We start from the raw sequence: 23,911 nt of genomic DNA on the forward strand, positions 1-23,911 counted from the left end.
AATTGCCACAACAACCCCTCCACATTCCATCTTATTACAAATCATCTTCATCTAACATACCTGCTTCTAAATAGTTAATAAATTGACGCAATTGATTAGCTGCCCCACGCGAAATTTCACCTGATTCGAACATCTCTTGAACTTCGTCTCTTTCAATCTGAATCGCTTTAAATTGGAGTTCAACCCTATGCTTCTGGAACTCTTCATCTTCCTTTAATTGCTTAGATTCTCTACTGCTTAATCTTTCAATCGTACGATTATATTGTGAAATGACACGTAACGATGCGTCTCTATTGGCTTCATTCATACGATTATGAATGGCTGAGATTGCAGCCTTAGCCGTTAGAATACTCACTTCTTTTAATGACTCTGTAGGGTCTTGTGAATTCGTTACTTTCGTTTTCTCTGAATGTACCATATTCAGAATGAGTCGTCTAATTCTAAACATAGATACTAACAGACGCATTTTTAATCGTTGAGATAATAGAACCTCCATCTGATTAATGATCTCTTGGAATCGGTCTGCCACCTCTTGCGTGACTTCTTTTTTGGCTAACAACCTTTCCATCTCATCGCGTTCAGCTTGTATCCCAACAAGTCGAACATCAAAGACCAATTGACGGGATTTAGAATCCATATTCTGAAGAGCTTCCTGCCCCATCAGTTGTCCTATCTTTTTCTTGTAATCCGAAATGACTGATAAAGCCGCTGCTTCATTATCTTCGTTAATTTCTCCTCTAATCCCTTGAATCGCTGCCTTCAGAACTTTTATTTTGGAAGCTTGTTGAAGAACGTCTGGATCTTCTTCCTCTGCAACCTTTTCGCTTCTAGAAAGTAGTGGTAACGTGATACTTGCAATAATTAAGGTTAACAAAATTACGCCCGCAGCTATAAATATAATTAAATCTCGCTCTGGAAATGGGCTTCCATCCTGAAGTACAAGTGGGATAGAAAAAGCCCCTGCCAGGGTCACCGCGCCACGAACCCCCGAAAGGGCTGTTAATACCGCAGCTAGAAATGTAGGTTTCTCCATTTCCTCTCTTTTAGTAACTGCCCACGATCCTCTTGAGTACACATATACCCATACAAAACGTAGAAGGATTAAGGCCACTGTTAGGATGAGGATATATCCAATCACCAGAAAATTATTAAATGATCTATTCTCAAAAATAACACTTGTGACATCTGGAATTTGTAATCCTAGAATAACAAACACTAATCCATTCAAGATGTATAGAACAATTGACCACGTGCTCTCCGATACGATTCGCAGCTTCAAATTGGACGAGGACTCTGTGCGGTCTCTCTCAATGGCATGTACAACGCCCCCAGCCACTACAGCTAAGATTCCTGACAACCCAAGCTCCTCTGCAATCAAATAAATTATAAATGGTGTTAACAGCTGGATTAACATATGCATCGTAATGTCTTCCATACCATGGCGGCGCAGAAATACTCTAAACCAAATAATAAACAGTGACACAATAGCTCCAACGACAAGTCCGCCCACAGCAATGACAAAAAAGCTAAGTGTAGCATTTCCAAGTGAGAATACACCTGTCACCATGGCTGCCACTGCAAATTTAAAAGCAACTAAACCCGATGCATCATTTATCAAGGCTTCGCCTTCGAGTAGGTGCATTATTTTCTTAGGAAGATTAGCTCGGCCTGCCATAGCTCCAACTGCTACAGCATCTGTCGGTGAGAGAATGGCTGCCAGAGCAAACGCTGCTGGTAAGGGGATAGATGGAATCATCCAGTGGATCATATAACCAACCACGAGAACCGTAGCAAATACGAGCCCCAAAGCAAGCATCAGAATAGGTGCTCGTAAATTCCACAACTCATGCCTTGGTGTTCTTTTACCATCATTAAATAATAGAGGTGCTATGAACAAAACAAGAAACAACTCGGAGTTTAAAGTCATGTGAATGCCTGGGGGTAAGACGACAACTGCTATTCCCAAACCGATTTGAAATAAGGGAACAGGAATAAACGGAACGAAACGATTTAATATATTAGATATGCCAATAATGGCAAGTAACACTAATATAACTAGAAAAATCTCCATGATGATCAACACTCCTCGATGTTTGTGTATTTATTACCTTTTTATACTTCTATATTGACTAAGTAGGTGAAGGTCATCTACAATTAATAGGACAAAAATTTATTAGGCAAGGTGATTAGAAATGACTCAAGATCAACCACAGTACAATATACTATTATTCTATAAATTTGTAAAAATTAATGATCCACAACAGTTTACAGAAGAACATTTACAATACTGTAAGGACCTCGGTGTCAAAGGACGTATTATCATTGCTGAGGAAGGTATTAACGGCACCGTGTCAGGGACATTGGAACAAACAGAGCAATATATGAATGATTTCCATGCAAATCCACTATTTGCCGATATGATCTTCAAGATTGATCCATCTCATGAACATGCATTTAAAAAGATGTTCGTTCGACACAAGCAGGAGTTAGTCACTTTCCGATATGAGAAAGAACTAGATCCCAACATCATAACCGGGAAAAGATTGTCACCTGTCGAATTCCATGAGCAACTTCAACAAGAAGATGTTGTCGTGATTGATGGTAGAAATGATTATGAATATAAAATCGGTCATTTCCGTAATGCAATCCGTCCCGATGTGGAATCTTTTAGAGAATTCCCAGAATGGATCAGAGAGAACTTAAGCCAATACAAAGATAAGAAAGTGCTGACTTATTGTACTGGCGGAATCCGTTGTGAGAAACTGACGGGATTCTTAATGAATGAAGGTTTCAATGACGTAGCTCAATTGGATGGTGGGATCGTTACTTATGGTAAGGACCCTGAAGTACAAGGAAAACTATTCGATGGGAAATGTTATGTGTTCGATGAACGCATCTCGGTGCCTATTAACCATACCGATGAAGATATCATTGTTGCTACGTGCCATCATTGTGGCAAGCCAGAAGACCGTTATATTAATTGTGCCTATACCCTATGTCATGCCAAACATGTTTGTTGCGAAGAATGTGAAGAAATCCACAATAGCTTCTGTTCAACGGATTGTGAAGAGAATTTTGCTAATATGCCAGCAAAACAACAATCTTAACCATGGAGGGTACGTATGAACAGACCAATTGAACTCTCCACCCGCGAACAAATTGTCCATATGCTAAAGACAAAGGCGCCTCTTACAGCCAAGGATATTACGAACGAATTGCAGATTACTGAAATGGCCGTTCGTCGCCATCTAAGTACACTTGAGAGAGATGGATATATTGAATCATTTACGGTTCGCCAAACGATGGGCAGACCTACGGCGGTCTATCGGCTGAGTGAGTTGGCTTCAGGTTTCTTCCCTAAAACCTATCACACGTTAACCCTTGATTTACTTGGTGAGCTTGAGCAAGAATCTGGTGAAGAGATGATCAACCATCTCTTCGAACTACGTAAAAGTAAATTAGAGAAGAAATATACGACCAACATGACTGGCCTCCCGCTAGCTGAAAAGGTAGTTCTGCTTACGAAACTTCAGAATGAGAACGGATATATGGCGGAATGTGAAGAAAGTGAAGATGGGAATTTTGTTATTAAAGAACACAACTGCCCTATCTCTCACATTGCTAATCAATATAAACATGCTTGCCACTGTGAACTAGAATTGTTTAAATCACTCCTGCAAGTTGACGTGAATCGTACAGAGTGCTTATCCACAGGTGGTTCCAAATGTTCCTACGTTATTTCTCAATCTAAAGGTTGATCTACGAGAGTGTTTCATCGGTCTAATACGACCAATGGAACACTCTTTTTTATCCAATAAAGCCCAAATTCATACAGGTGCTGTACTAGCCCTTCCTATCTATTCTGTTATCAAAATAAATAAAACGAACAAGCAATTAAGTAGCGAAAACATACAACAAAACAAACTACACAAGGTAGATCCAGATGAAAAAAGACTAAGTAAATATAAAGAAAAACAGTTGAAACGTTCAGGAAAAATGGTTGTTAAAAGAAAATTTGGGTGGATGTATGCTCCGGATAAACTTGAACACTGGCTCGAAACGATGGAAGAAAAAGGATATCATCTTTATCGTATGAGCAAAGTAGGAACAACTTTTTATTTTATAATAGATTGCCCACGTAAGGTGAGTTATTGTGCTGATTATCAAAATATTGCAGATGAAAGCTACTTCGACATACACAGAGACGCTGGCTGGAAGAGTGCTTTTATTTCCTATTCATCTTTTCAAAGATGGACCTTATGGAGCCGTGAATATTCAGAGGGCGAAGAACGACCACAGATCCACAGTGACAAATCACATCATTTAAAACATGCAAGACGGATAGCGATCACCTATTCATGTATGTTTCTTCCTTTGATTTTCGTTTATATTTTAAATATAAGGATAAGTATGGAATGGACGTTTGATAACCACTTAGGTAAAATACAAATGGTGAGCATGATTTCACTTGCGCTTGCTATCCTCACCTTTGGTTCGTTCTTGGCCAGAACATGGCTTTATTACATGCGACTTAGAAGGCTTAATGAGTGCGATTTGTAATTTTTCACACATCATCCCAACCATACATAAGCGTTATACTCTTACTCGAAAAAAGAGAGGTGTCCTAGCAACCATTTCGATGGCTACTGGGATACCCCTCTTTACGTTTCAACCCACTAAGGTAAGAATATAATTACTTCTACAACAATTCTTTACGAAGTTGTTCAGCTGATTTCGGTGATAACAGACCAAATGGAATGTCAAACACTGTCTTAGCACCAGCCTGATTTTGTTTCGCTAGTTTATAAGCGGCACGAGCATAAGCCACGAGCACACTAGCAGTAAATTCAGGATTGCTATCAAGCTTCAACCCAAATTCAATAATCTGAGTACTATTCTCTCCTGTACGTCCACTGCGGAGTACGGTACCTCCATGAGGCATAGTGGAGTGCTTGTCCTTTAATTCCTCTTCAGTAATGAAGTTAACCGTAGTATCATAATCGGAGAAATAGTTCGGCATTTGTACGATCTCTTGCTCAATACGAGCAAGATCTGCACCTTCCTCAGCCACAACGTAACAATCACGTAGATGTTTATCACGAGTTGTTAACTGTGGATTCTCTCCAGCGCGTACTTTAGCTACAGCATCTTCTACAGGAATCGTATATTGAACGCCATTCTTGACACCTTCAACTCGACGAATCGCATCCGAGTGACCTTGACTGACGCCCCGTCCCCAGAATGTATATTCTTTACCTTCAGGCAGAATAGCTTCAGCTAACATACGGTTTAATGAGAACAAACCTGGATCCCATCCCGTTGAAATAACACTAACATGTCCATTTTCCGTAGCTACAGCATCTACTTTAGCGAAATAATCTGGAATCAATGCATGTGTATCGTAGCTGTCTACAGTACTGAACATCTTAGCGAAGTAAGGACCTTGTTCAGGTAAATCCGTTGCGGATCCCCCACACAATATCATTACATCAATCGTACCCTTATACTTTTCAGCTTCTGAAATATGAAGAACAGGAACACTTGCAGTTACACCTTGAGGTTCACGACGGGTAAATACAGCAGCTAGAGTGAAATCAGGATTTTGTCGAATCGCCTTCTCTACACCTCTGCCCAAATTACCATATCCTACAATACCGACTGTTATTTGTGTCATATATACCTCCTAATAGTAGTTATTAATCAAATATAACATTCCTTAGACTGCTATTAATTATATACAGGATTACGATTCAAATCCATTCTAATTTCAAAACTTTATATATTAGCCTTGATTTCTATAAGCATTGATTATAGAATAGTTGTAATTAATTAAAAGGGAGGTGAGGTAAGAGTGAAACGCAATTTTGCAAATGAGAAGGTCAACCAATTGCCGATGGCAATGTTCGGCATTTTTTATAAAATGACAACTGACGCTACCCGTCTGTCTATTTATAAGGTCTCTCATTTAAATCAAAATTGCGAAATGCCACTCCTACCTTGACTTCAACGGTGAGAACCGGATATTCAGTCCTTTTTTAAGGACATTATCCAGTTCTGCGAACAATATAAGACTCTGATATAGGGTGAAATTTATCCTTTCTTATATTTCGAAATAAACGTTGTTTGATCTAGCCGCAGGGACATTTCCCTGCGGCTTTTTTTGTGTAGCTTAAGTGGCATCTATGGAGGAATATAAATCATGATGATTCAATGTAAAAATGTCCAGAAATACCAAGGTGCTCAGCTTGTTTTGAACGATATTACGATGGATATACGAGCAGGTGAGAAAGTCGGATTAATCGGCCGGAACGGTTGCGGAAAGACCACGCTGCTCCATCTTTTAATAGAAAATGATCGACCTGACCAAGGCCACATCTCCATACGTAAAGGAGCTCGAATTGGTTTTCTAGATCAGATACCTACTGAAACTGCAGGTAGTACCACATATGAACAATTATTAGGTAGCTTTGCGGAAACCCTTGAATGGCAAACTCGAATGAAAGAACTGGAGCAGTTGCTATCTGAACCACAACGTGCAAATCATGAGAATTTGTATGAAGGATGGCTTCAGGAGTATGGACGTCTACAGGAGCAATTTGAGCAGGCTGGTGGCTATGAGATGGAAGCTTCTATTGATCGTATTGCGAAAGGCCTTGGAATTGCTGCCGATCAGTATCATAGATCCTTCTCTTCCCTCTCTGGTGGTGAGAAGACGAAGGTGGGTCTTGCCTCTCTCCTCTTGAAACAACCAGATATCTTACTACTAGACGAACCGACCAACCATTTGGACATGTCAGCCATTGAATGGCTTGAACAATTCATTACAGAATATCCCGGTAGTGTCGTTGCCATATCCCATGACCGATATTTTCTTGATAAAATCGTTACCAAAGTCATAGAGATCGAAGATGGCGAAGCCTTTACCTATCATACAAATTACAGTGGCTATATGAAGGAGAAAGAAACGCGCCTCCTATTACAATTTGCTGATTATCAAGAACAACAGAAACAGATCAAAAAAATGCAAGATTCAATTAAACAGTTAATAGAATGGGGCAACCGCTCTAATCCACCTAATCCAGGGTTTCATCGTCGTGCTGCATCGATGCAGAAAGCGTTAGATCGTATTCAAAAGTTAAAACGACCTATCTTGGAGCGTAAATCCATGGATCTCCAATTGTCTCAAGAGGATCGTTCTGGGAAACAGGTATTAGTGTTAAAGGCGCTGAGTAAATCATATGACAGACGCACTCTTTTTGAACATGTCCATGAAATCTTGCATTATGGTGAGTCCGCGATGCTATTAGGTGATAATGGTAGTGGCAAGAGTACCCTCCTAAAATTAATACTTGGAATGGAGACACCTTCAAGCGGTGAAGTCACTCTTGGATCACGCGTAAGTGTTGGTTATTTAGCCCAAGAAGAGACACCTCAGAACTGGAAACAGAACATTCTACAGTATTTCCGTGAACAAGTCGGGATGGAAGAAGGCGAAGCCCGTGGTGAACTAGCACGCTTTCTGTTCTATGGCCCTGACGTATTCAAGGATGTTCGTAGCCTATCCGGTGGTGAATGGACACGATTAAGGTTCGCCATTCTTATGTACCAGAAGCCTAACTTACTTATTCTCGATGAACCTACGAATCATTTGGATATTGATTCAAGAGAAGCACTCGAGGAAGCATTGGAGGAGTTCCCAGGTACGCTACTCGCCGTTTCTCATGATCGTTATTTCATCAATCGGATGGGACGTAAAATATGGGTTCTGAAACAAGGGGCACTTGATGTTATTCACGGGAACTTCGACGACTATAAAGCGATTCAAGCTAGGCAAGTTGTTAACACTTCTGAACAACTGAGCAATCGTACTAACACAGATATTCGGTCTTCAAAAGCTAAACAGACTACCGATAGATCTGTTACCAAGACATCCAAAAGTAAACGTAATTCATCAATCAAATCTTCACATGTTTCCTTAGAGCTCCAAATTGTGGAACATGAAGAACGGATTCAACACCTCGATGACCAAATGCTAAGCCAAGACATCTGTCATGATGCAAATCAGCTTCATATTCTACAGCAGGAACGCGTAGAAGTTCAGGAACAATTAGATGCACTGTTCGAACAATGGATGGATACAATGCAAAATAACGAATAGGTCGCTTTCTTGAGACAAAGCCTCTTATTAAACATGTAGACATTACCCTCAACAGACACTAAGAACCCCAACCATTATGGTCGGGGTTCTTAGTGTTATTCCCTTTATTGTTCTTAGGATAATTCTTTTACTCTTGTACTTCTGTTTCTTCATTCTTCGCTGTAGCCTCTTCCGTCGTTTCAGCATCCTCTTCAAGTACAGCACGTGGAGCTGTACTTGACTTGAATGAGATGTCATAATAATTCCTCCTGTTTTCAAACAATTTCTTCCGCCATGAACCCGGTTTATCTAACAATTACCCATTCTAGATCGGATTCAATCACTTTTTGTAATATCGTACATAATTTTGTCTCTTTAATTCTATTTTTTTACACACATTGACCTTGCATTATGTTATGATGTCGAAGGCTGTTTGGACGTCAGTGTTGATGATCCCTCAGTCCTACATTTATCAACTTGGAGGCTTCTATGTCATCACAAACCAATCACACTGTAAAAATTGTGAGTGCAGATCCAAGCGGGATTGGCTTATTCGGACTTGCCATCGTCACGCTGGTTGCATCTTCACAAAAGCTTGAACTTACTTCAGGGTTCAGCTTCATTATTCCTTGGGCTATTTTTCTAGGTGCTTTTGCTCAATTATTCGCCTGTGTCCAAGACGCCAAACATAACAATACCTTCGGAATGACAGCATTCGGCGCATATGGTCTATTCTGGCTTGGTGTAGCCAGCAGTTGGCTGATGAAACTTGGCGTATTCGGTCCCGAACTCATGGGTGATATAGACGGTAAGCAACTAGGATTTGCCTTCCTTGGTTACTTGGTGTTCACGTTATTTATGACCATCGGTGCTATGGAGACTCATAAAGTGCTATTCACCATATTTGCACTCATTGATCTACTCTTCTTAGGGTTAACGCTCGATGCTTTTGGTATCGCGCCACATATCTTTCATACGCTTGCAGCCTATGCCGAGATAGGAATTGCTATCGTTTCACTATATGGCTGTGGAGCCTCTGTCCTTAACGCTCATTTCGGACGTGTATTTCTACCTCTTGGAGCTCCATTCGGTATTTTCAAAAAATAATATAAGAATAGCTAAGTAGAAATCCATCATCTTAAGCCATGTCTTAGAAATGACCAAACACCCCTTCCGATAGTTGGACGGGGTGTTATTTTGTCGTCTATTATCAAATTTATTAGTCGGATCTAGCTCGTTCTTTTCCACTGATTCCTGCTACTTTTAACGATGACCTGTAAATCACCTTTACCTGTACCTAAATCAATATAACGGTCTCTTTCCACATCTTTTTTCTCCCAATCATTTAAGCGGATAATATATCCGATCTGACGTGCACCTGGTAATGCAGGAATCACTGCCACAGCTCTACCATTCCTTATTCCCTCAAAATTCACCTGATGTTCTCGCATTCCCTTACCCCAAACCCATAGATTCCATCCTTCATAATCACCTTTAGGTCTTTCATAGTGGATTTCGATATTACGCGTTGGATAGGGTTTGGCATCCTTTTCTTCATATAGCACCATCATCGACAGCTTTGGAACGGTAACCAAATCTCCAAATACCATCGCCATGGATTGCGTTCCTGCAGCACGATCATTAACTGCAATATTCCACCCTGATGATGATACGGGAATTTCAACTTCTACCTCTTCCATATTTCCATTGTAGATAATGATGATATTACGCCAAATGTCACCATTCGCATGATCCCTTAGTCGATATGCTACCACACTGCCTCCACATTGTAATACATCTAAGTGTTTTTCAATCTGCTCCCTAGTATGCATCCGAAATGCAGAATGACTCTTACGAAGAGCAATCAAACCTTTATAATATTCAAACAAAGGGCGAAATCTACGCTTGTTATCCCAGCGTATCGCATTAATAAGATCACCACTACGATAGCTATTATGATCACCGAATTTGGAACGCAACATCTCGTCACCAGCTTGAAACAAAGGAATACCTTGAGAAGTTAATACGATACCGTTTGCAAGAATGGTCCGACGCACCGTGTCGCTTCCGAGTATATTTCTTTTATTAACACTTTTGTATGGATCTGCAGTATTCATTCCTACATTATCATAACTATGCGTGAATAACCCTCCGCCACTATTAAGAAGTCCCGCTTCCTGGGATAGCCCTTCTGTGGTCAACACTTTATCCCACAAATTCAGGTTATCATGCACTGTCACGTAATTGATTGTCTCGCTTGGAGAGTAGGTGAAATCATGAATAGATCCACTCACCCCCATCATGATCTCCAATTCTTTACCACGCTCACCTGTAGCAAACCCACGCCCCCAACCATCACTATCGCCTTTAATAGCATTACGGAAATGGTCATTAAATAGTGCGAATCGTTCACCCTTTTGCGTTCCTTTTAAGGTCTGGTGGGTAAGTGGTGTTACCCCTCCTGTCCAAGGTTCACCATAAAATATCAGCGTATGATCTACTTCTTCAATCAGTTCATTTGTAATTTCCTTGACCGTTTGTGTATCCGTAAGACCGATAAGGTCGAATCTGAATCCGTCTATGTGATATTCTTCTGCCCAATACCGAACAGAATCCTTTATATATTTGCGTACCATTGGACGTTCCGAAGCAACCTCGTTCCCAACTCCAGATCCATTCGTTAATCTTCCTGCATTATCTGTTCGGTAGAAATATCTGGGTACAAACGGCTCGAAGGGACCATCCTCCACCGTAAATGTATGATTATACACGACATCCATAATGACCCGAATCCCTTTGCGATGAAAAGCTTGGATCATTTCTTTGAATTCAACAATCCGTGTTACAGGATTGTTGGCATCGCTCGCATAAGAGCCCTCCGGAACATTAAAGTTCTGTGGATCATACCCCCAATTATACAGGGATACAGAAGTGTCAGTGTCACTATCATCAACTTGTAGCTCATTCACCGTCTTATAGTCAAAAACCGGAAGTAAATGTACATGTGTAATACCTAGTTCCGCCAAATGGTCGATTCCTAACGCATTTCCATGGACATCTTTTAACCCTATCTCAGTAAATGCCTTATATTTGCCTTTATGACACATCCCAGAATCGCCATGAGCAGAGAAATCCCTTACATGCAGTTCGTAAATGATACTATCCGTTGGATGGCATAGAGGAGGCTTTACGTCTTCATCCCAACCTACAGGATTCGTTGATAACAAATCAACTATCGCTGTTCTAGCACCATTGGCGGAAACTGCTTTTGCATAAGGATCCACTGCATAGTAAACGGTTCCATCGCTGAACTCCGTTTTGTACATATAGAATAGCCCTTTCAAATCCCCACTATAATAACTCGACCATACTCCGCTTCTGTCCTTCTCCATCTTCATCTCATGACCATTACTATGATCTGTAACGAGACCTTGCGTATTATAATGACCTGAATCTTTATATAGAACCAGCGACACTAGACTTGCTGTAGGCGCCCACACCTTAAACGAACAACCTTGTGGGGCATAACTGCAACCCAAATCTCGACCTTCATAATAACATGTTATATCGATCATAGCGTATCACCACCATCATATGCCTAATATTAGGAAACCTTACGACAGATCACATACCAGGTTCACCATATTATATGTAATATGGTTTCCTTTAGTAAGGGCTATATCCTATAATATCGCTTATGCATTTATCGAATTATAGGAAAATAAACTCTATCCGATATTTACATAATTATACAATTAGTGATTATAAATATTAGAAATCAACTTTATTTATCTAATTTAAAGGATTATACGCTTCACAACTACATTTAAGAATAGCGAACAATGGAGATAAAAATATTTTATTGTAGGGCAGCCCTCTTATTCACAGAACATATCATATATGAATTTATAACACACCAAAAAGGAGTGGCCCATATGCGGACCTCTCCTTTTTGTTCATACATATATGAATAACTATTACTTACTCACTGTAGCCTTTACCAATTCCACAACTTCTTCTGCAGTAGCTTGCTCAAGTGCTTTCTCTGCTAGTTGCTTCATATCAGACGTAGAAAGCTTAGAAATAAGGCTTCTCGCAGGAAGAATAGATGAGGCACTCATACTAAATTCATCAAGACCTAAACCAATCAAGAGCGGTATAGCCGTCTCGTCCCCAGCCATTTCACCACACATGCCAACCCATTTACCTTGTTTATGTGCGGCTTTAATGACCATATCAATTAACCGTAATATAGATGGATTATACGGTTGATATAGATAAGATACACGTTCATTCATTCGATCTGCAGCCATCGTATACTGAATAAGGTCATTGGTACCAATGCTGAAGAAGTCCACTTCTTTAGCAAACTGGTCTGCCAATACAGCAGTACTTGGAATCTCCACCATAATACCAAGTTGAATATTTTCAGACACCGCAATACCTTCAGAAGTTAGTTTCTCCTTCTCTTCCAGTAACACTGCCTTAGCCGCTCTAAATTCACCTAATGTAGCAATCATCGGGAACATAATGCGCAGGTTACCATACACGCTTGCACGTAGCAGAGCACGAAGCTGAACGCGGAAGATATCCTGACGATCTAGACACAACCGAATAGCACGGAATCCTAAGAATGGATTCATTTCTTTCGGCATCTCCAAGTAAGGTAATTCCTTATCCCCACCGATATCCAACGTACGAACAACCACTGGCTTACCACTCATTTTTTCTAAAACAGTCTTATAAGCATTATATTGAACATTCTCAGATGGAAGCTTATCCCGACCCATGTATAGAAATTCTGTTCGGTATAAGCCAACAGCCTCTCCACCATTCTCTAGAACGCCTTCTACATCTGCAGGCGTTCCAATGTTAGCCGCTAATTCAACTTGTACATTGTCTTCGGTCAGCGTAGGTAAGTCACGCAGCTTTTTCCACTCTGCAATTTGAAGATCATACGCTTGCTGTTTGATACGATACTCAGCAACGATTTCCTCTGAAGGGTTAATAAACACCTCACCAGCTAATCCATCTACAATAACGAGATCACCACTTGTCACTTGGGCCAACACATTTTGTGTTCCAACAACAGCAGGGATTTCAAGAGAGCGTGCCATGATTGCAGAATGAGAAGTTCTACCCCCAATATTTGTAGTAAACCCTTTAACATATCTACGATTTAATTGTGCAGTATCTGATGGTGTTAAATCTTCCGCAATTACAATCGTCTCTTCAGCGATTTCAGCAGGACTTACTTGGCTAATGCCAAGTAAGTGTTTAAGAATCCGTTTCGACACATCTCGCATATCCGCAGCACGTTCTTGCAAGTATGCACTCTTCATATTTTCGAACATTCCAATAAATTGGTTAGCAATCTCATTAAGTGCATAGCTAGCATTAATAGATTCAGTAGTGATAAGACTCTTCACAGGATCAATGAATTCGGGATCATTTAAAATAAGTAAATGAGATTCAAAAATCTCCGCCTTCTTCTCACCTAATTCTTGAAGGGTACGTTCTTTAATTGCCTCAAGTTCAACACTTGATTGTTGTAGCGCGTCGTCCAACTTATCCAATTCTGCCTGGGTATCATTCACTTGCTTCTTTTGTACAGAATAATCAGGATGTTCTAAGATGAACGCTCGGGCAATGGCAATTCCTGCTGAAGCTGCAATGCCCGATATTTTATTCATGAAGTTCGCCTAACCCTTCTTTGATCATTACTTCTGAAAGTTTCTCTAACACTGCTGCTTCTTCCTCACCTTCAGCAATAAGTGTCAATGTATCTCCCATTTCCAATCCTAAAGAAAGTACACCTAGAATCGATTTCAAAGTTACCTTTTTGCCGTTAGATTCTGCAAAAGCTTCAGTTGTTTTAAATTTAGTCGCAGTATTAACCAAAGCTGTTGCTGGGCGTGCATGAATTCCGTCTTCGTCCACAATTTTGAATGTTTTTTGCATAATATTCATCCTACTCTCATAATAGTTTATTGTTTTCTGTGCTTATCCATTTTGTTGAAGTTAAACACTTATATATATTGAACTAAAGTTCGCGCTCACAAGTTCAATCATTTCTTAAGAAATTCATGAATATGAGGGTCCGTCTTTAGTTCAATATATCTAGCTAATCATTTATCGTAATAATATTCTCTTCTCCAGCTCTCAGCACGCCCGTCTTATTTAAGGTGACAGATGCGCCCTCAGGCAGATTGGAGAAGATGATCGGAGAAATAATGGACGGTGCATTCTCTTTCACATACGCCAGATCCACCTCCATAATGGGTTGACCTGCAGATACCAAATCGCCCACTTGAACCAAAACATTAAAGCCTTGTCCTTTCAGCTTGACGGTATTCACACCGATGTGTACCAATACCTCTTTACCACCGTCGGACATAATACCAATGGCATGTTTACTAGGAAACACATTGAACACTTTACCATAGACAGGAGAGTTAATCTTACCATCATGTGGTAGAACCGCAAAACCTTCACCTGCCATCTTTTGAGAAAATACAGCGTCCGGCACATGAGAGAGATCCATCAATTCTCCATTTACCGGCATAACAATATCTTCAACCACAATCGCCTCACCGGATTCTCCAACTGCCTTCTCCTCATTTGGAGTAGGCTCGATGACTACAGGTGCAGGTGTACGACCTGCCATAATATCCTGCATTTGCGACTTAATGGTGTCAGAGCGGGTACCAAAGATAGCCTGAACATTGTTTCCTACTTCTAGTACGCCTGCAGCGCCAAGTTGTTTCAGAAGATTTTTGTTAACGCTAGATTTGTCGTTAACTTCAATTCTCAAACGGGTAATACATGCATCAAGATGCTTGATGTTCGAGGAACCTCCAAATGCTTCTAGAATATGGTGTGGAAGCTCCTCGGACGTTCCTTTAGAAACAGCATTTTCTTCACTACTCTTCTCTTCACGTCCGGGTGTCTTCAAATTGAATTTCCGAATGATGAAGCGGAATCCAAAATAATAAATGACCGCCAGTATCAAACCAACGACGATTACAAGGAACCAAGGTGTTCTATTTGGTATGATACCAAAAATGAGAAAGTCGATAAAACCTCCAGAGAACGTCATACCGATCTTCACACCTAGAATTTGCATAGTCATGAAGGATAGGCCAGCGAAGATCGCGTGAACTGCGAATAATACAGGAGCTACGAACAAGAAAGTGAACTCAAGTGGTTCAGTAATCCCCGTCAGGAAGGACGTCAATGCTGCGGACCCCATAATACCAGCAACGTACTTCTTGTGCTCCGGTTTAGCTTCATGATACATAGCAAGTGCAGCAGCGGGAAGTCCGAACATCATGAATGGGAATTTACCGACTTGGAACGTACCTGCTGTCAATTCTACGCCATCCCGAAGTTGGTTGAAGAAAATTTGCTGGTCACCGCGGATGAGAACGCCCGCTTGGTTCACATATTCTCCGAATTCAAACCAAAATGGTGAGTAGAAAATATGGTGTAATCCAAATGGAATGAGAGATCGTTCGATCACGCCAAAAATAAATGCTGCCAACGTCGGATTCGAATCTACCATAAAGTGTGATACCGTATTTAACCCATTTTGAATCGGTGGCCATACAATAACTAGAATCAAACCTACGATGAGAGAGGCTATAGATGTAGCAATCGGTACAAATCGTTTTCCCGCGAAGAACCCTAAGTACGACGGTAACTCGATTTTGAAGAACCGATTGTACATCGCCGCGGCAACTATACCGATCACGATTCCTCCGAATACCCCTGTACTGAGTGTAGGAATTCCGAGTACACTTGCGTATCCGGCAACTTCCCCAACCATAGCTGGTGTCACTCCAACTGCAGTTCCCAAGGTAATATTCATAACCAGATAACCAATAATCGCTGCCAGACCCGCGACGCCTTCACCTCCAGCCAAACCTATTGCTACCCCAACTGCAAACAGTAATGCCAAATTATCAAAGACAATCTGTCCTGCATTCATCATAATGGTAGCAATGGAATGAACCCACGCCGTATCGAGAGCAGTCGCATACTTCAAGAAGTCCGGATTGATCAACATGTTGCCAATCCCTAACAAAAGCCCTGCTGCCGGAAGAATAGCTACTGGCAGCATTAACGCCTTACCCACTCTTTGCAAAACACCAAAAATCTTTTTAAACACCTTCTAACACTCCCATGAAACAGTCTCTCGGATTTCGCCGAGGAAGATGGCTAAGGATTTCACGTTACACCAAATGTAACTCCCTCATACCATATGTCGTTTATTTCAGCCCACTAGCGTGATTGAGCATGTCTCTTGGAATCAGTAAATTACTTATTTCATTTCTAATTAGTACATAAACAAACAGGCATGAGTTTTTTACAGTACCTTTGCTTGTTCTTCTAACCTAAGGTTAGATTACCCAATTAAGGGGGGGAACAATCAAAATACTTTAAAACAACTCATGCCTGAATTAATCAGTTACACGTAAGTAAATATTAAGTTTGTAGAACTACGAATACATTTTAACATCATTATTACTTTTTTTCAACTTTTTTATCATGCATTATTTTTATCATCTGCATCTGTTTTTTTCTCATATAGCCGCTGTAGATGCACTGTTAAATAACTTACTTCTGAAGGATACACCGGCTTAAGTAGCTTTTGTTCCATAATCTTGGTCATTTTCCAAGCTAATGAATATAACTCCGGAAATTCCTTATACAGCAATTTATCAAGTGAGCTAATCTCTTTTTCGATCTTACCGCTACGTACTCGTTCTAAGGCAAACCTTAAATGCGTTATAAACCTTGAATAGTCCAATGAGTCACGCGGAATATTATAGTCCATGCTTTTTTCGACAAGCTCAACCAAATAAGCAACAAGTTGCGATTGTTTTTTAACCTCATTAACGTGTTGGTCAGTAAGCGCACTGTGAATATGTAGCGCTACGAAACCGATTTCATCTTCTTCCAAATCTACATTAAATCCCTTACGAATTAACTCAACCACGTATTCGGCCATTGCGTATTCTTCAGGATACATTTCTTTTGTTTCGAATATAAACGGATTCTGTAGTACAATGCCCTGATCATAACGTTTAATAGCAAACGAAATATGATCCGTTAATGCGATGTGTATATGCTCATTCAGAGGGACCTTACTATGCTCTTTAATGTATAGAATACCTTCATTCACTATTTCTATTAGGTGTTCTGCTACTTGAGGGACTAATTGTTTATACTGTTCTTGTTCATGCTCATTGGTTAAAATAAACATTTTCTCAACGGACGCTAGTGGTAAATCGTCACCAACTTTACAGTTAAAACCTATTCCCTTACCAATAACTACAACTTCTTGAAATTGTGGATGATTTGCAATAATCACGTTGTTATTTAGAACTTTAAATACTTGTATATTGCTCATATTTAGCACCCCATTAATATACCCTTAAGCTATGAGATATTAACAAATATCTACTCATTCGTCAACTACAAAAAGAAGATGAGGTCTAAATATGAAACAAGCTCATGTAATGTTTACCATTACATGAGCTTGTTGTACATCCGTTATTCTTGTGTCGGTGGATCAGTAGGCACTGGTGTTAATTGTTGCACTACAGGTTGCTTTTGAGTAAACCCTTTAATCAGGCTCTCTATGTCGAGGCCAGAAACACTCTTTAGCATTGCCGGAGCAGTGGCCATTAATTCTGTCACATAATTACTTACTCGAGCAGCTCCTTCACCTTTGCCTGTATCGACTACAGTCAGATTATCAATAGAAGCTAGTGGCTGTGCAATCTTGCCTGCCAATTCAGGCAGCATCTTCATCACAATGTCGAGTATTGCTGCTTCTCCATACTTATGGAATGCTTCAGCCAACTTCTCCTTCGCTTCTGCTTCTGCTAGCCCCCGAAGGCGGATAACATCCGCATCTGCGGTACCTCTGGCCCGTTCCGAATCGGCCATCGCCTGACCATCCAAGCGTTTCTGTGATGCAGATGCCTTTGCCTGTGTCTCTATAGAGTATTGCAAAGCATCCGCTTCAAGCATTCTACGCGCCTTATCTGCTTCTGCTCCAACCTCAACGGAATACCGATCCGCGTCGGCCTTTTTCTTCACTTCAGCGTCATATTGCAACTGACGAACTAATATCTCTTTTTCTTGCAAGTCGACCTCACGGTTTTTGCGGACGATTTCTACTTGCATCTGCTCTTCCACCACGATCTGTTTAGCACGTGCTTCCTGAATATGATAGGCTTGGTCAGCCTCAGCCTTAGCTGTGTCCTGCTCCTTCTTAAACGAAGCTACCTTTAGTTCTTTCTCTTTCGATGCTTCAGCAATATTCGTATCTCTCAGTAATTCGGCTTTCTGCCCCTGCTCTTCTGCATTGGCCTTCTGAATCCGTGCGTCACGTACAGCATCGGCTTCTGCAATTTCTGCATCACGCTTAACCGTGGCAATACGAGGTTTACCCAGTGCTTCTAAGTATCCGTGCTTATCACGTAAATCTTTAATTGTAAAAGAGACAATTTGCAAACCCATTTTCTTAAGATCCCTTGCAGCTACACCCTGTACTTCTTGCGCGAACTTGTCACGGTTTTTGTAAACTTCTTCTACGGTCATCATACCTAAGATTGCTCGAAGATGCCCTTCCAACACTTCCTGTGCTTCACTTCTGAGCGCATCAACAGGTTTACCTATAAATTGTTCAGATGCTGTTACTACGTCTTCAATTGATCCCCCTACTTTGATAATCGCTACACCATCAGCCATAACGGGTACACCTTGCTCGGTGTATACTTCAGGGGTTGAGACATCTAGCTTATGAGAAAGAAGTGAAATGAATTGCGACTGCTGGAATATTGGAATAATGAAAGCTCCACCTCCACGAACGATCTTAATTCTACGACCATCTTCGTCTGAAATATTGTGATTTCCTAAGAAAGAACCTGTAACGATCATTGCCTCATCTGGTCCCACTGTCTTGTAACGTGCCCAGAAAGCCAATCCAAGCACAACAATGACAGCAACTACAATAGCTGGAATAATCAAATAATCTGGTATTGATTCCATCATACGTCATCTCCTCTGTTCTCATCGAATTCCGCAACACTTAACACACCGTCTATTTGATCGACAATAACTACACGTGTACCTGCGGACAATACACGTTCCTCAAGACTTGAAGCGATATGTAACACGTTTCCTGCGCCCATCTTCACCATCACCTCACCATACCCTTGCTCAGGCAGTGGAATGGTGATCTCTCCAATTCTTCCGACCAGATCATGGATGGAGTAACCGGTAGAGTTCTCACTATTTTCCATCGGTTTGACATATAGAAAATACACGAGAAGAGAGATGCAGATGGCGATTAGGATTGATAATAACAAGTTCGGTATCACACTAAATCCGGAATACCGAGTTATTAAAACACCCGCTCCTCCAAATACCGTAATTGCACTCGCTACTACCATAGGCTTCAGAATATCTACCGACATGAAATCCAAAATACCATCTAATGCGTTACTTAGTACGTCTCCAAATAACACACTTACTATGGCAAACAGCACCCCTCCTGCTAGACAACTTAAATAAAGCGCCTCCATCTTGTATCCTCCTGTCGAATTTCTATATGTCTATATTATCTTATACGTTTACACAACCCTATTGTTTCAAATATTTCCTCTATTGTAAATAACCATGGAACTATTTCTACTTTTTGACCAAAAGTAAGATTGATGCCGATGATATATCACAAGATGTGTTTCTCAATGCCTTTAAATATCTTTCTCGCTTTGAACATCGTAGCTCTGTTAAAACTTGGTTACTAACCATAACTCGGAATAGATCACTAAATTATTTAAATTCCTCCTTCCTGAAGAGGGTGACCTTAACCGACATCGTTACTCATCGTTATAATGGAATTTCTGCTGAAAAAGAAGCATTAGACCGACTTAATGTGAATCAAATATGGGATTGTGTACTCCAACTTCCTATCAAAATATAGAGAAATAATCGTATTAGAGGCGCGTTATCAACTTTCTTATACTGAGATTGCATCTATGGTTTGTATAGCGGAAGGTACAGTGAAGTCAAGACTTCGTCGTGCCCGAGCAAAAGTAGAACTTTTATTGAAAGGAGAAAAAGATAAGGCGAAACCAGAATGGTACAACGAACTATCATCTTCCCCATTCAATAGTCCCCAGTTCACAACAGAAATGATGAACCTAATAATGTGGGATATTCCCATCCATAAAAAAGAGCCTGGCGACCGATCTACAACTATCTTTATTAGTTCCATTATTGGAGCCTCAGTTATATCTCTTGCTCTATTTTTCGTCATTGTCTTTGGAAGTAATCGTCAGTAAGCCGTCGAACTTTCTGATAAATGGAAACCTCATGCGTCCTATTCCATTGGCGATAACATCATATTGGAGGCTTATCCTGGAGGAGATTACGAAGCAGGTAAGGCTAATGGTTTATATAAATAAGTTGTGGTTCGGAAGTATTATTGTTCAAGTCGAGGATAGGTGACCATGTACAGAACGAATTCAACATACGATAGAAGATGCATTGCATATAAGAGGGACTGATCCCGCAGGTCATTATTCAGACCTTGGGGATCAGTCCCTCTTTGTTAACATCTATCAATAGTTTAATTTATTCAACTATAACAATTAAAGTGACATGTTGTATATCTCAATCACGTCTTCTTTATTCAATTTCTTGAAGTTACCAAAAGGACCAAAGCGTAGCGCCTTATCCGCCATGACTTCAATCTGACTTGCATCAATGTCATAATCGCTTAAGCGACTTGGCGCATCAATGGAATTCCAGAATGCACGTAATGCCTCAATGCCTTCAGCTCCAACCTGCTCATCACTTTTCCCTGATGGATCAATATCAAATACATGAATAGCTAATCGTTTGAAGCGCGCAATATCAACGTTCTGGTTATATTTCATCCAATTCGGGAACAGGACAGCCAATCCACCACCATGTGGAATATCATAAACAGCTGATACCGCATGCTCTATGTTATGAGTAGCCCAGTCGCCGGTCATCCCCATATTCAATACACCATTCAATGCCATTGTACCGCAATACATAATCGTCGAACGTAATTCAAAATTCTCTAGATCTTCAATAAGCTTAGGTGCGGTCTCGATAACTGTACGTAGAATCGTCTCACAGAATCCATCCTGTACAGGTGTATTACTCTCCGAATGAAAGTAATGTTCTAATACATGAGACATGATATCTACCATACCATACACCGTCTGATCCTTAGGCAAGGAGAATGTATGTGCTGGATCTAGAATAGAGAATGCTGGATACGCGTACGGACTGCCCCAGCCCATCTTCTCTTGTGTCACTTCATTGGTGATTACAGACCCACCGTTCATTTCTGAACCAGTTGCCGCCATCGTTAATACAGTCCCTAGAGGAAGAGCTGCCTTCGGTGCTGCTTTACGTTCTAGGAAGTCCCACATATCCCCATCATACTTCGCACCTACAGCAATCGCTTTAGCGCAGTCAAGCACACTTCCGCCACCAACAGCTAGAATAAGTTCAATTCCATTCGCTTTACATAGATCTACACCTTTGTGTACAGTAGACAAACGTGGGTTAGGCTCTACTCCACCTTGCTCAGTAACTTCAGCCCCAATCTCATTCAACAATGTCATGACATTGTCGTAAAGACCACTTCGTTTAATACTACCTCCACCATATAGAAACAATACTTTATTTCCGTATTTAGGCACCTCAGTTTTAAGTGCATCAAGCGTTCCTCTTCCGAAGATTAGCTTAGTAGGATTATTAAATTCAAATGCTATCATTAAATATTTCGCCTCCGATGATGAAATTTATTTAGTTCCAGATAGATTACCAATTCGCTTGGACTGATATTACATCATTTCTATAGTATAAACCTTTCCTAGTAGATGAACAAACCGCCCTCCCTCTAGAGGAAGAACGGTCGTGATTTCTTATTATATTAGATTAGGATTGCTTATATTACCTTTCCTGATGTGATGCATCTCTCTATGCGGGTGGAAAATATCATCCTGATACAGTTCGTTAGTACGATTGTTACGTAGTACGAGATCCTTCTCATAAGCACCATCTTCAGTACGATGAACAACCCATTTCACAATACTTACCGTAACTCCAGGATACTCATGATGCGTAAACACTGCTTCTTTTGGAGCATTCTGAATCGGGAACGTATGACGACCACCTTGGAAATGATCATGCGTCATACTCTTCTTTAATTAAAAGGTGATCAACGGCAAAACGGACTAACCGTTCCATCCCATGTAAAGCTTCATCTTGTTCAGGCGCTCGTGTTGTTGCGATATTCATGTTCATCCCCCTTATTCTTCATATCCTTGTGGATGAAACTGATGCCAACTCCAAGCACTTTGAATGATACTGTCTAAATTATCGTGAGATGGATTCCATCCAAGTATGGTACGAGCTTTATCCGATGAAGCAACAAGTGTGGCAGGATCTCCTGCACGGCGTTCTTGCATCACAACGGGGATATCAAGACCTGTTACTTTCTTCGCTGTTTCAATGACTTCTTTAACAGAGAACCCTTGTCCATTACCTAGATTAAACACGTTACTTTCATTACCGTTTCTCAGGTAATTCACCCCGCGATAATGTGCATCAGCGAGATCACTCACGTGAATGTAATCACGGACACAAGTTCCATCTAGCGTAGGATAATCTTCACCGAATACAGCAATGTTCTCTCTTTGCTTCAGTGCAGCTTGCAATACCAAGGGGATAAGATGACTCTCTGGGCGGTGATCTTCACCAATTCGGCCGCTCGCATGTGCACCTGCCGCATTGAAATAACGCAGTGCCACATATTTAATGCCCAACACTTTATCGAACCATGACATCATGCGCTCCATCATCAACTTGGTCTCTCCATACACATTGGTAGGCTCAGTACGATCACCTTCGACAATAGGTACCTTCTCAGGTTCACCATAGGTAGCTGCCGTAGAGGAGAATACAATTTTACGAACGTTAGCAGCATCCATTGCTTCAAGCAGACATAACGCACCAAGTACATTGTTATCATAATATTTAACCGGGTTTTGCATGCTCTCTCCTACGAGAGAACTCGCTGCAAAATGAATAACCGCATCAATATCATTCTCAATGAACAACTTCGCAAGTAATTCTTTATCTCGCAAATCTCCTTCGTAAAGCTTGCCTCCAAGCAAGGCTTCGCGATGTCCTGTCTGTAAATTATCAATCACGACAACTTCTTCCCCAAGATCAAGTAATGCTGCCACGGTGTGTGAACCAATATAACCTGCTCCACCAGTCACTAAGATTGCCATATTACATCTCCTCCTTGATTACTGTTATGCCATCGCCCACGCTACATACATAGAAATCAGCTCTGAAGCTTATTCTTTCATGATACTTAACGCTGACCTGTTGCAAGAATTGCTCAACGGAATCTTCATGTACTAAAGACACTGTACAACCACCAAATCCCGCTCCTGTCATCCGTGCACCAAGCGTTTATTCGTATTACCAATTACTAACTTGTGAGAACCGTTACGGAATGATATATGTTTATACTCCAGTATATCGCACATTAACAGAATAGCATGGTCCTATCTCAGATGCAGAAGAACCGTGGCGTTACCGTTGGGTATCGAACAAATGTGTGACAGCTTAGGATACAAAAGGGCATACCTTTCTCGTAATTTCAAGAAAGAAAACTCCGTCAGCAGACAAGTTTGTGCT

Annotated in this window: 20 protein-coding genes and 4 pseudogenes; 10 read left to right on the forward strand and 14 right to left on the reverse strand. The window is 40.8% G+C overall.

Going from position 1 to position 23,911, the window contains the following annotated elements:
* Positions 1-34: 34 nt before the first annotated feature.
* Positions 35-2,071, reverse strand: a complete 2,037-nt coding sequence (locus tag PGLA_RS24485) for a Na+/H+ antiporter (protein WP_068537808.1) — start codon at positions 2,069-2,071, stop codon at positions 35-37.
* A gap of 121 nt (positions 2,072-2,192) precedes the next feature.
* On the opposite strand from PGLA_RS24485, the gene trhO reads away from it, so the two are divergent.
* The 3 genes from trhO to PGLA_RS24500 are packed head-to-tail and all read left to right on the forward strand — an operon-like array spanning position 2,193 to position 4,560.
* Positions 2,193-3,107 carry an oxygen-dependent tRNA uridine(34) hydroxylase TrhO gene (gene trhO / locus PGLA_RS24490; RefSeq protein WP_068537809.1) on the forward strand — a complete coding sequence of 305 codons (915 nt, stop codon included), beginning with the start codon at positions 2,193-2,195 and terminating at the stop codon, positions 3,105-3,107.
* A 15-nt stretch (positions 3,108-3,122) separates the two neighbouring features.
* Positions 3,123-3,758 (forward strand): helix-turn-helix transcriptional regulator, encoded by a 636-nt coding sequence (locus PGLA_RS24495; RefSeq protein ID WP_068537810.1) that lies wholly within the window; start codon positions 3,123-3,125, stop codon positions 3,756-3,758.
* A 34-nt stretch (positions 3,759-3,792) separates the two neighbouring features.
* The gene (locus PGLA_RS24500; RefSeq protein ID WP_068537811.1) at positions 3,793-4,560 is read left to right on the forward strand and encodes a DUF2812 domain-containing protein; all 768 of its coding nucleotides are present in this window, start codon (positions 3,793-3,795) and stop codon (positions 4,558-4,560) included.
* A 139-nt stretch (positions 4,561-4,699) separates the two neighbouring features.
* Here PGLA_RS24500 and PGLA_RS24505 read toward each other — a convergent pair whose 3' ends face one another.
* Positions 4,700-5,674 carry a diaminopimelate dehydrogenase gene (locus PGLA_RS24505; protein ID WP_068537812.1) on the reverse strand — a complete coding sequence of 325 codons (975 nt, stop codon included), beginning with the start codon at positions 5,672-5,674 and terminating at the stop codon, positions 4,700-4,702.
* Positions 5,675-5,851: 177 nt separating this feature from the next.
* On the opposite strand from PGLA_RS24505, the gene PGLA_RS28275 reads away from it, so the two are divergent.
* Both PGLA_RS28275 and abc-f read left to right on the forward strand, forming a co-directional pair.
* A complete protein-coding gene (locus PGLA_RS28275) occupies positions 5,852-6,001 on the forward strand; it encodes a hypothetical protein (RefSeq protein WP_161487994.1) in 150 nt (49 codons plus the stop codon).
* A 198-nt stretch (positions 6,002-6,199) separates the two neighbouring features.
* Complete coding sequence (gene abc-f / locus PGLA_RS24510; RefSeq protein ID WP_068537813.1) at positions 6,200-8,158, forward strand: ribosomal protection-like ABC-F family protein; 1,959 nt, start codon at positions 6,200-6,202, stop codon at positions 8,156-8,158.
* A gap of 127 nt (positions 8,159-8,285) precedes the next feature.
* Here abc-f and PGLA_RS27730 read toward each other — a convergent pair whose 3' ends face one another.
* Positions 8,286-8,453, reverse strand: a complete 168-nt coding sequence (locus tag PGLA_RS27730; RefSeq protein ID WP_145939658.1) for a SpoVR family protein — start codon at positions 8,451-8,453, stop codon at positions 8,286-8,288.
* Between the two features lie 173 nt (positions 8,454-8,626).
* Between PGLA_RS27730 and PGLA_RS24515 the strand changes: the two genes are divergently transcribed.
* The gene (locus PGLA_RS24515) at positions 8,627-9,244 is read left to right on the forward strand and encodes an acetate uptake transporter (RefSeq protein ID WP_068537814.1); all 618 of its coding nucleotides are present in this window, start codon (positions 8,627-8,629) and stop codon (positions 9,242-9,244) included.
* Between the two features lie 122 nt (positions 9,245-9,366).
* Here PGLA_RS24515 and pulA read toward each other — a convergent pair whose 3' ends face one another.
* The 7 genes from pulA to PGLA_RS24550 all read right to left on the reverse strand — a co-directional run bounded on the left by pulA (position 9,367) and on the right by PGLA_RS24550 (position 19,737).
* Positions 9,367-11,712 (reverse strand): type I pullulanase, encoded by a 2,346-nt coding sequence (gene pulA / locus PGLA_RS24520; RefSeq protein ID WP_068537815.1) that lies wholly within the window; start codon positions 11,710-11,712, stop codon positions 9,367-9,369.
* A 402-nt stretch (positions 11,713-12,114) separates the two neighbouring features.
* Complete coding sequence (gene ptsP / locus PGLA_RS24525; protein ID WP_068537816.1) at positions 12,115-13,830, reverse strand: phosphoenolpyruvate--protein phosphotransferase; 1,716 nt, start codon at positions 13,828-13,830, stop codon at positions 12,115-12,117.
* Complete coding sequence (locus PGLA_RS24530; RefSeq protein ID WP_068537817.1) at positions 13,823-14,098, reverse strand: HPr family phosphocarrier protein; 276 nt, start codon at positions 14,096-14,098, stop codon at positions 13,823-13,825. Before PGLA_RS24530 ends, ptsP begins: the two co-directional genes overlap by 8 nt.
* Positions 14,099-14,261: 163 nt before the next feature.
* Positions 14,262-16,307, reverse strand: coding sequence for a glucose-specific PTS transporter subunit IIBC (ptsG, locus tag PGLA_RS24535; RefSeq protein ID WP_068537818.1), 2,046 nt, complete (start codon positions 16,305-16,307; stop codon positions 14,262-14,264).
* 378 nt (positions 16,308-16,685) lie between these two features.
* Positions 16,686-17,552: a glucose PTS transporter transcription antiterminator GlcT gene (gene glcT / locus PGLA_RS24540; RefSeq protein ID WP_068537819.1), complete on the reverse strand. Its 867-nt coding sequence runs from the start codon at positions 17,550-17,552 to the stop codon at positions 16,686-16,688.
* 143 nt (positions 17,553-17,695) lie between these two features.
* The gene (locus tag PGLA_RS24545) at positions 17,696-19,204 is read right to left on the reverse strand and encodes a flotillin lipid rafts scaffold protein FloT (protein ID WP_425415419.1); all 1,509 of its coding nucleotides are present in this window, start codon (positions 19,202-19,204) and stop codon (positions 17,696-17,698) included.
* The gene (locus tag PGLA_RS24550; RefSeq protein WP_068537820.1) at positions 19,201-19,737 is read right to left on the reverse strand and encodes an NfeD family membrane protein; all 537 of its coding nucleotides are present in this window, start codon (positions 19,735-19,737) and stop codon (positions 19,201-19,203) included. The genes PGLA_RS24545 and PGLA_RS24550 overlap by 4 nt, the downstream gene beginning before the upstream one ends.
* A gap of 155 nt (positions 19,738-19,892) precedes the next feature.
* Between PGLA_RS24550 and PGLA_RS29275 the strand changes: the two genes are divergently transcribed.
* The 3 genes and pseudogenes from PGLA_RS29275 to PGLA_RS29285 all read left to right on the forward strand — a co-directional run bounded on the left by PGLA_RS29275 (position 19,893) and on the right by PGLA_RS29285 (position 20,499).
* The gene (locus PGLA_RS29275; RefSeq protein WP_245700340.1) at positions 19,893-20,138 is read left to right on the forward strand and encodes an RNA polymerase sigma factor; all 246 of its coding nucleotides are present in this window, start codon (positions 19,893-19,895) and stop codon (positions 20,136-20,138) included.
* A pseudogene (locus PGLA_RS29280) lies at positions 20,110-20,193 on the forward strand (hypothetical protein); the annotation flags it as partial. The gene PGLA_RS29275 and the pseudogene PGLA_RS29280, both read left to right, overlap by 29 nt.
* A 24-nt stretch (positions 20,194-20,217) precedes the next feature.
* Positions 20,218-20,499, forward strand: coding sequence for a hypothetical protein (locus PGLA_RS29285; protein WP_245700342.1), 282 nt, complete (start codon positions 20,218-20,220; stop codon positions 20,497-20,499).
* Positions 20,500-20,808: 309 nt separating this feature from the next.
* Here the strand turns inward: PGLA_RS29285 and PGLA_RS24560 are convergent, their stop codons facing one another.
* The 4 genes and pseudogenes from PGLA_RS24560 to PGLA_RS27735 all read right to left on the reverse strand — a co-directional run.
* On the reverse strand, positions 20,809-21,972 hold the full coding sequence (locus tag PGLA_RS24560) for an iron-containing alcohol dehydrogenase (RefSeq protein WP_068537822.1): 1,164 nt from the start codon (positions 21,970-21,972) through the stop codon (positions 20,809-20,811).
* Between the two features lie 174 nt (positions 21,973-22,146).
* Positions 22,147-22,395: pseudogene (locus tag PGLA_RS24565) on the reverse strand (UDP-glucose--hexose-1-phosphate uridylyltransferase); the annotation flags it as partial.
* A 114-nt stretch (positions 22,396-22,509) separates the two neighbouring features.
* Positions 22,510-23,496, reverse strand: a complete 987-nt coding sequence (gene galE / locus PGLA_RS24570; RefSeq protein WP_068537824.1) for a UDP-glucose 4-epimerase GalE — start codon at positions 23,494-23,496, stop codon at positions 22,510-22,512.
* 1 nt (position 23,497) lies between these two features.
* Positions 23,498-23,683 (reverse strand): annotated as a pseudogene (locus PGLA_RS27735) (galactokinase); the annotation flags it as partial.
* A 120-nt stretch (positions 23,684-23,803) separates the two neighbouring features.
* Here PGLA_RS27735 and PGLA_RS29290 point away from each other — a divergent pair.
* A pseudogene (locus PGLA_RS29290) lies at positions 23,804-23,896 on the forward strand (AraC family transcriptional regulator); the annotation flags it as partial.
* Between the last annotated feature and the right edge of the window lie 15 nt (positions 23,897-23,911).

Origin of the sequence: Paenibacillus glacialis (genome assembly GCF_001637205.1) — a bacterium.
Classification (GTDB): domain Bacteria; phylum Bacillota; class Bacilli; order Paenibacillales; family Paenibacillaceae; genus Paenibacillus_AQ; species Paenibacillus_AQ glacialis.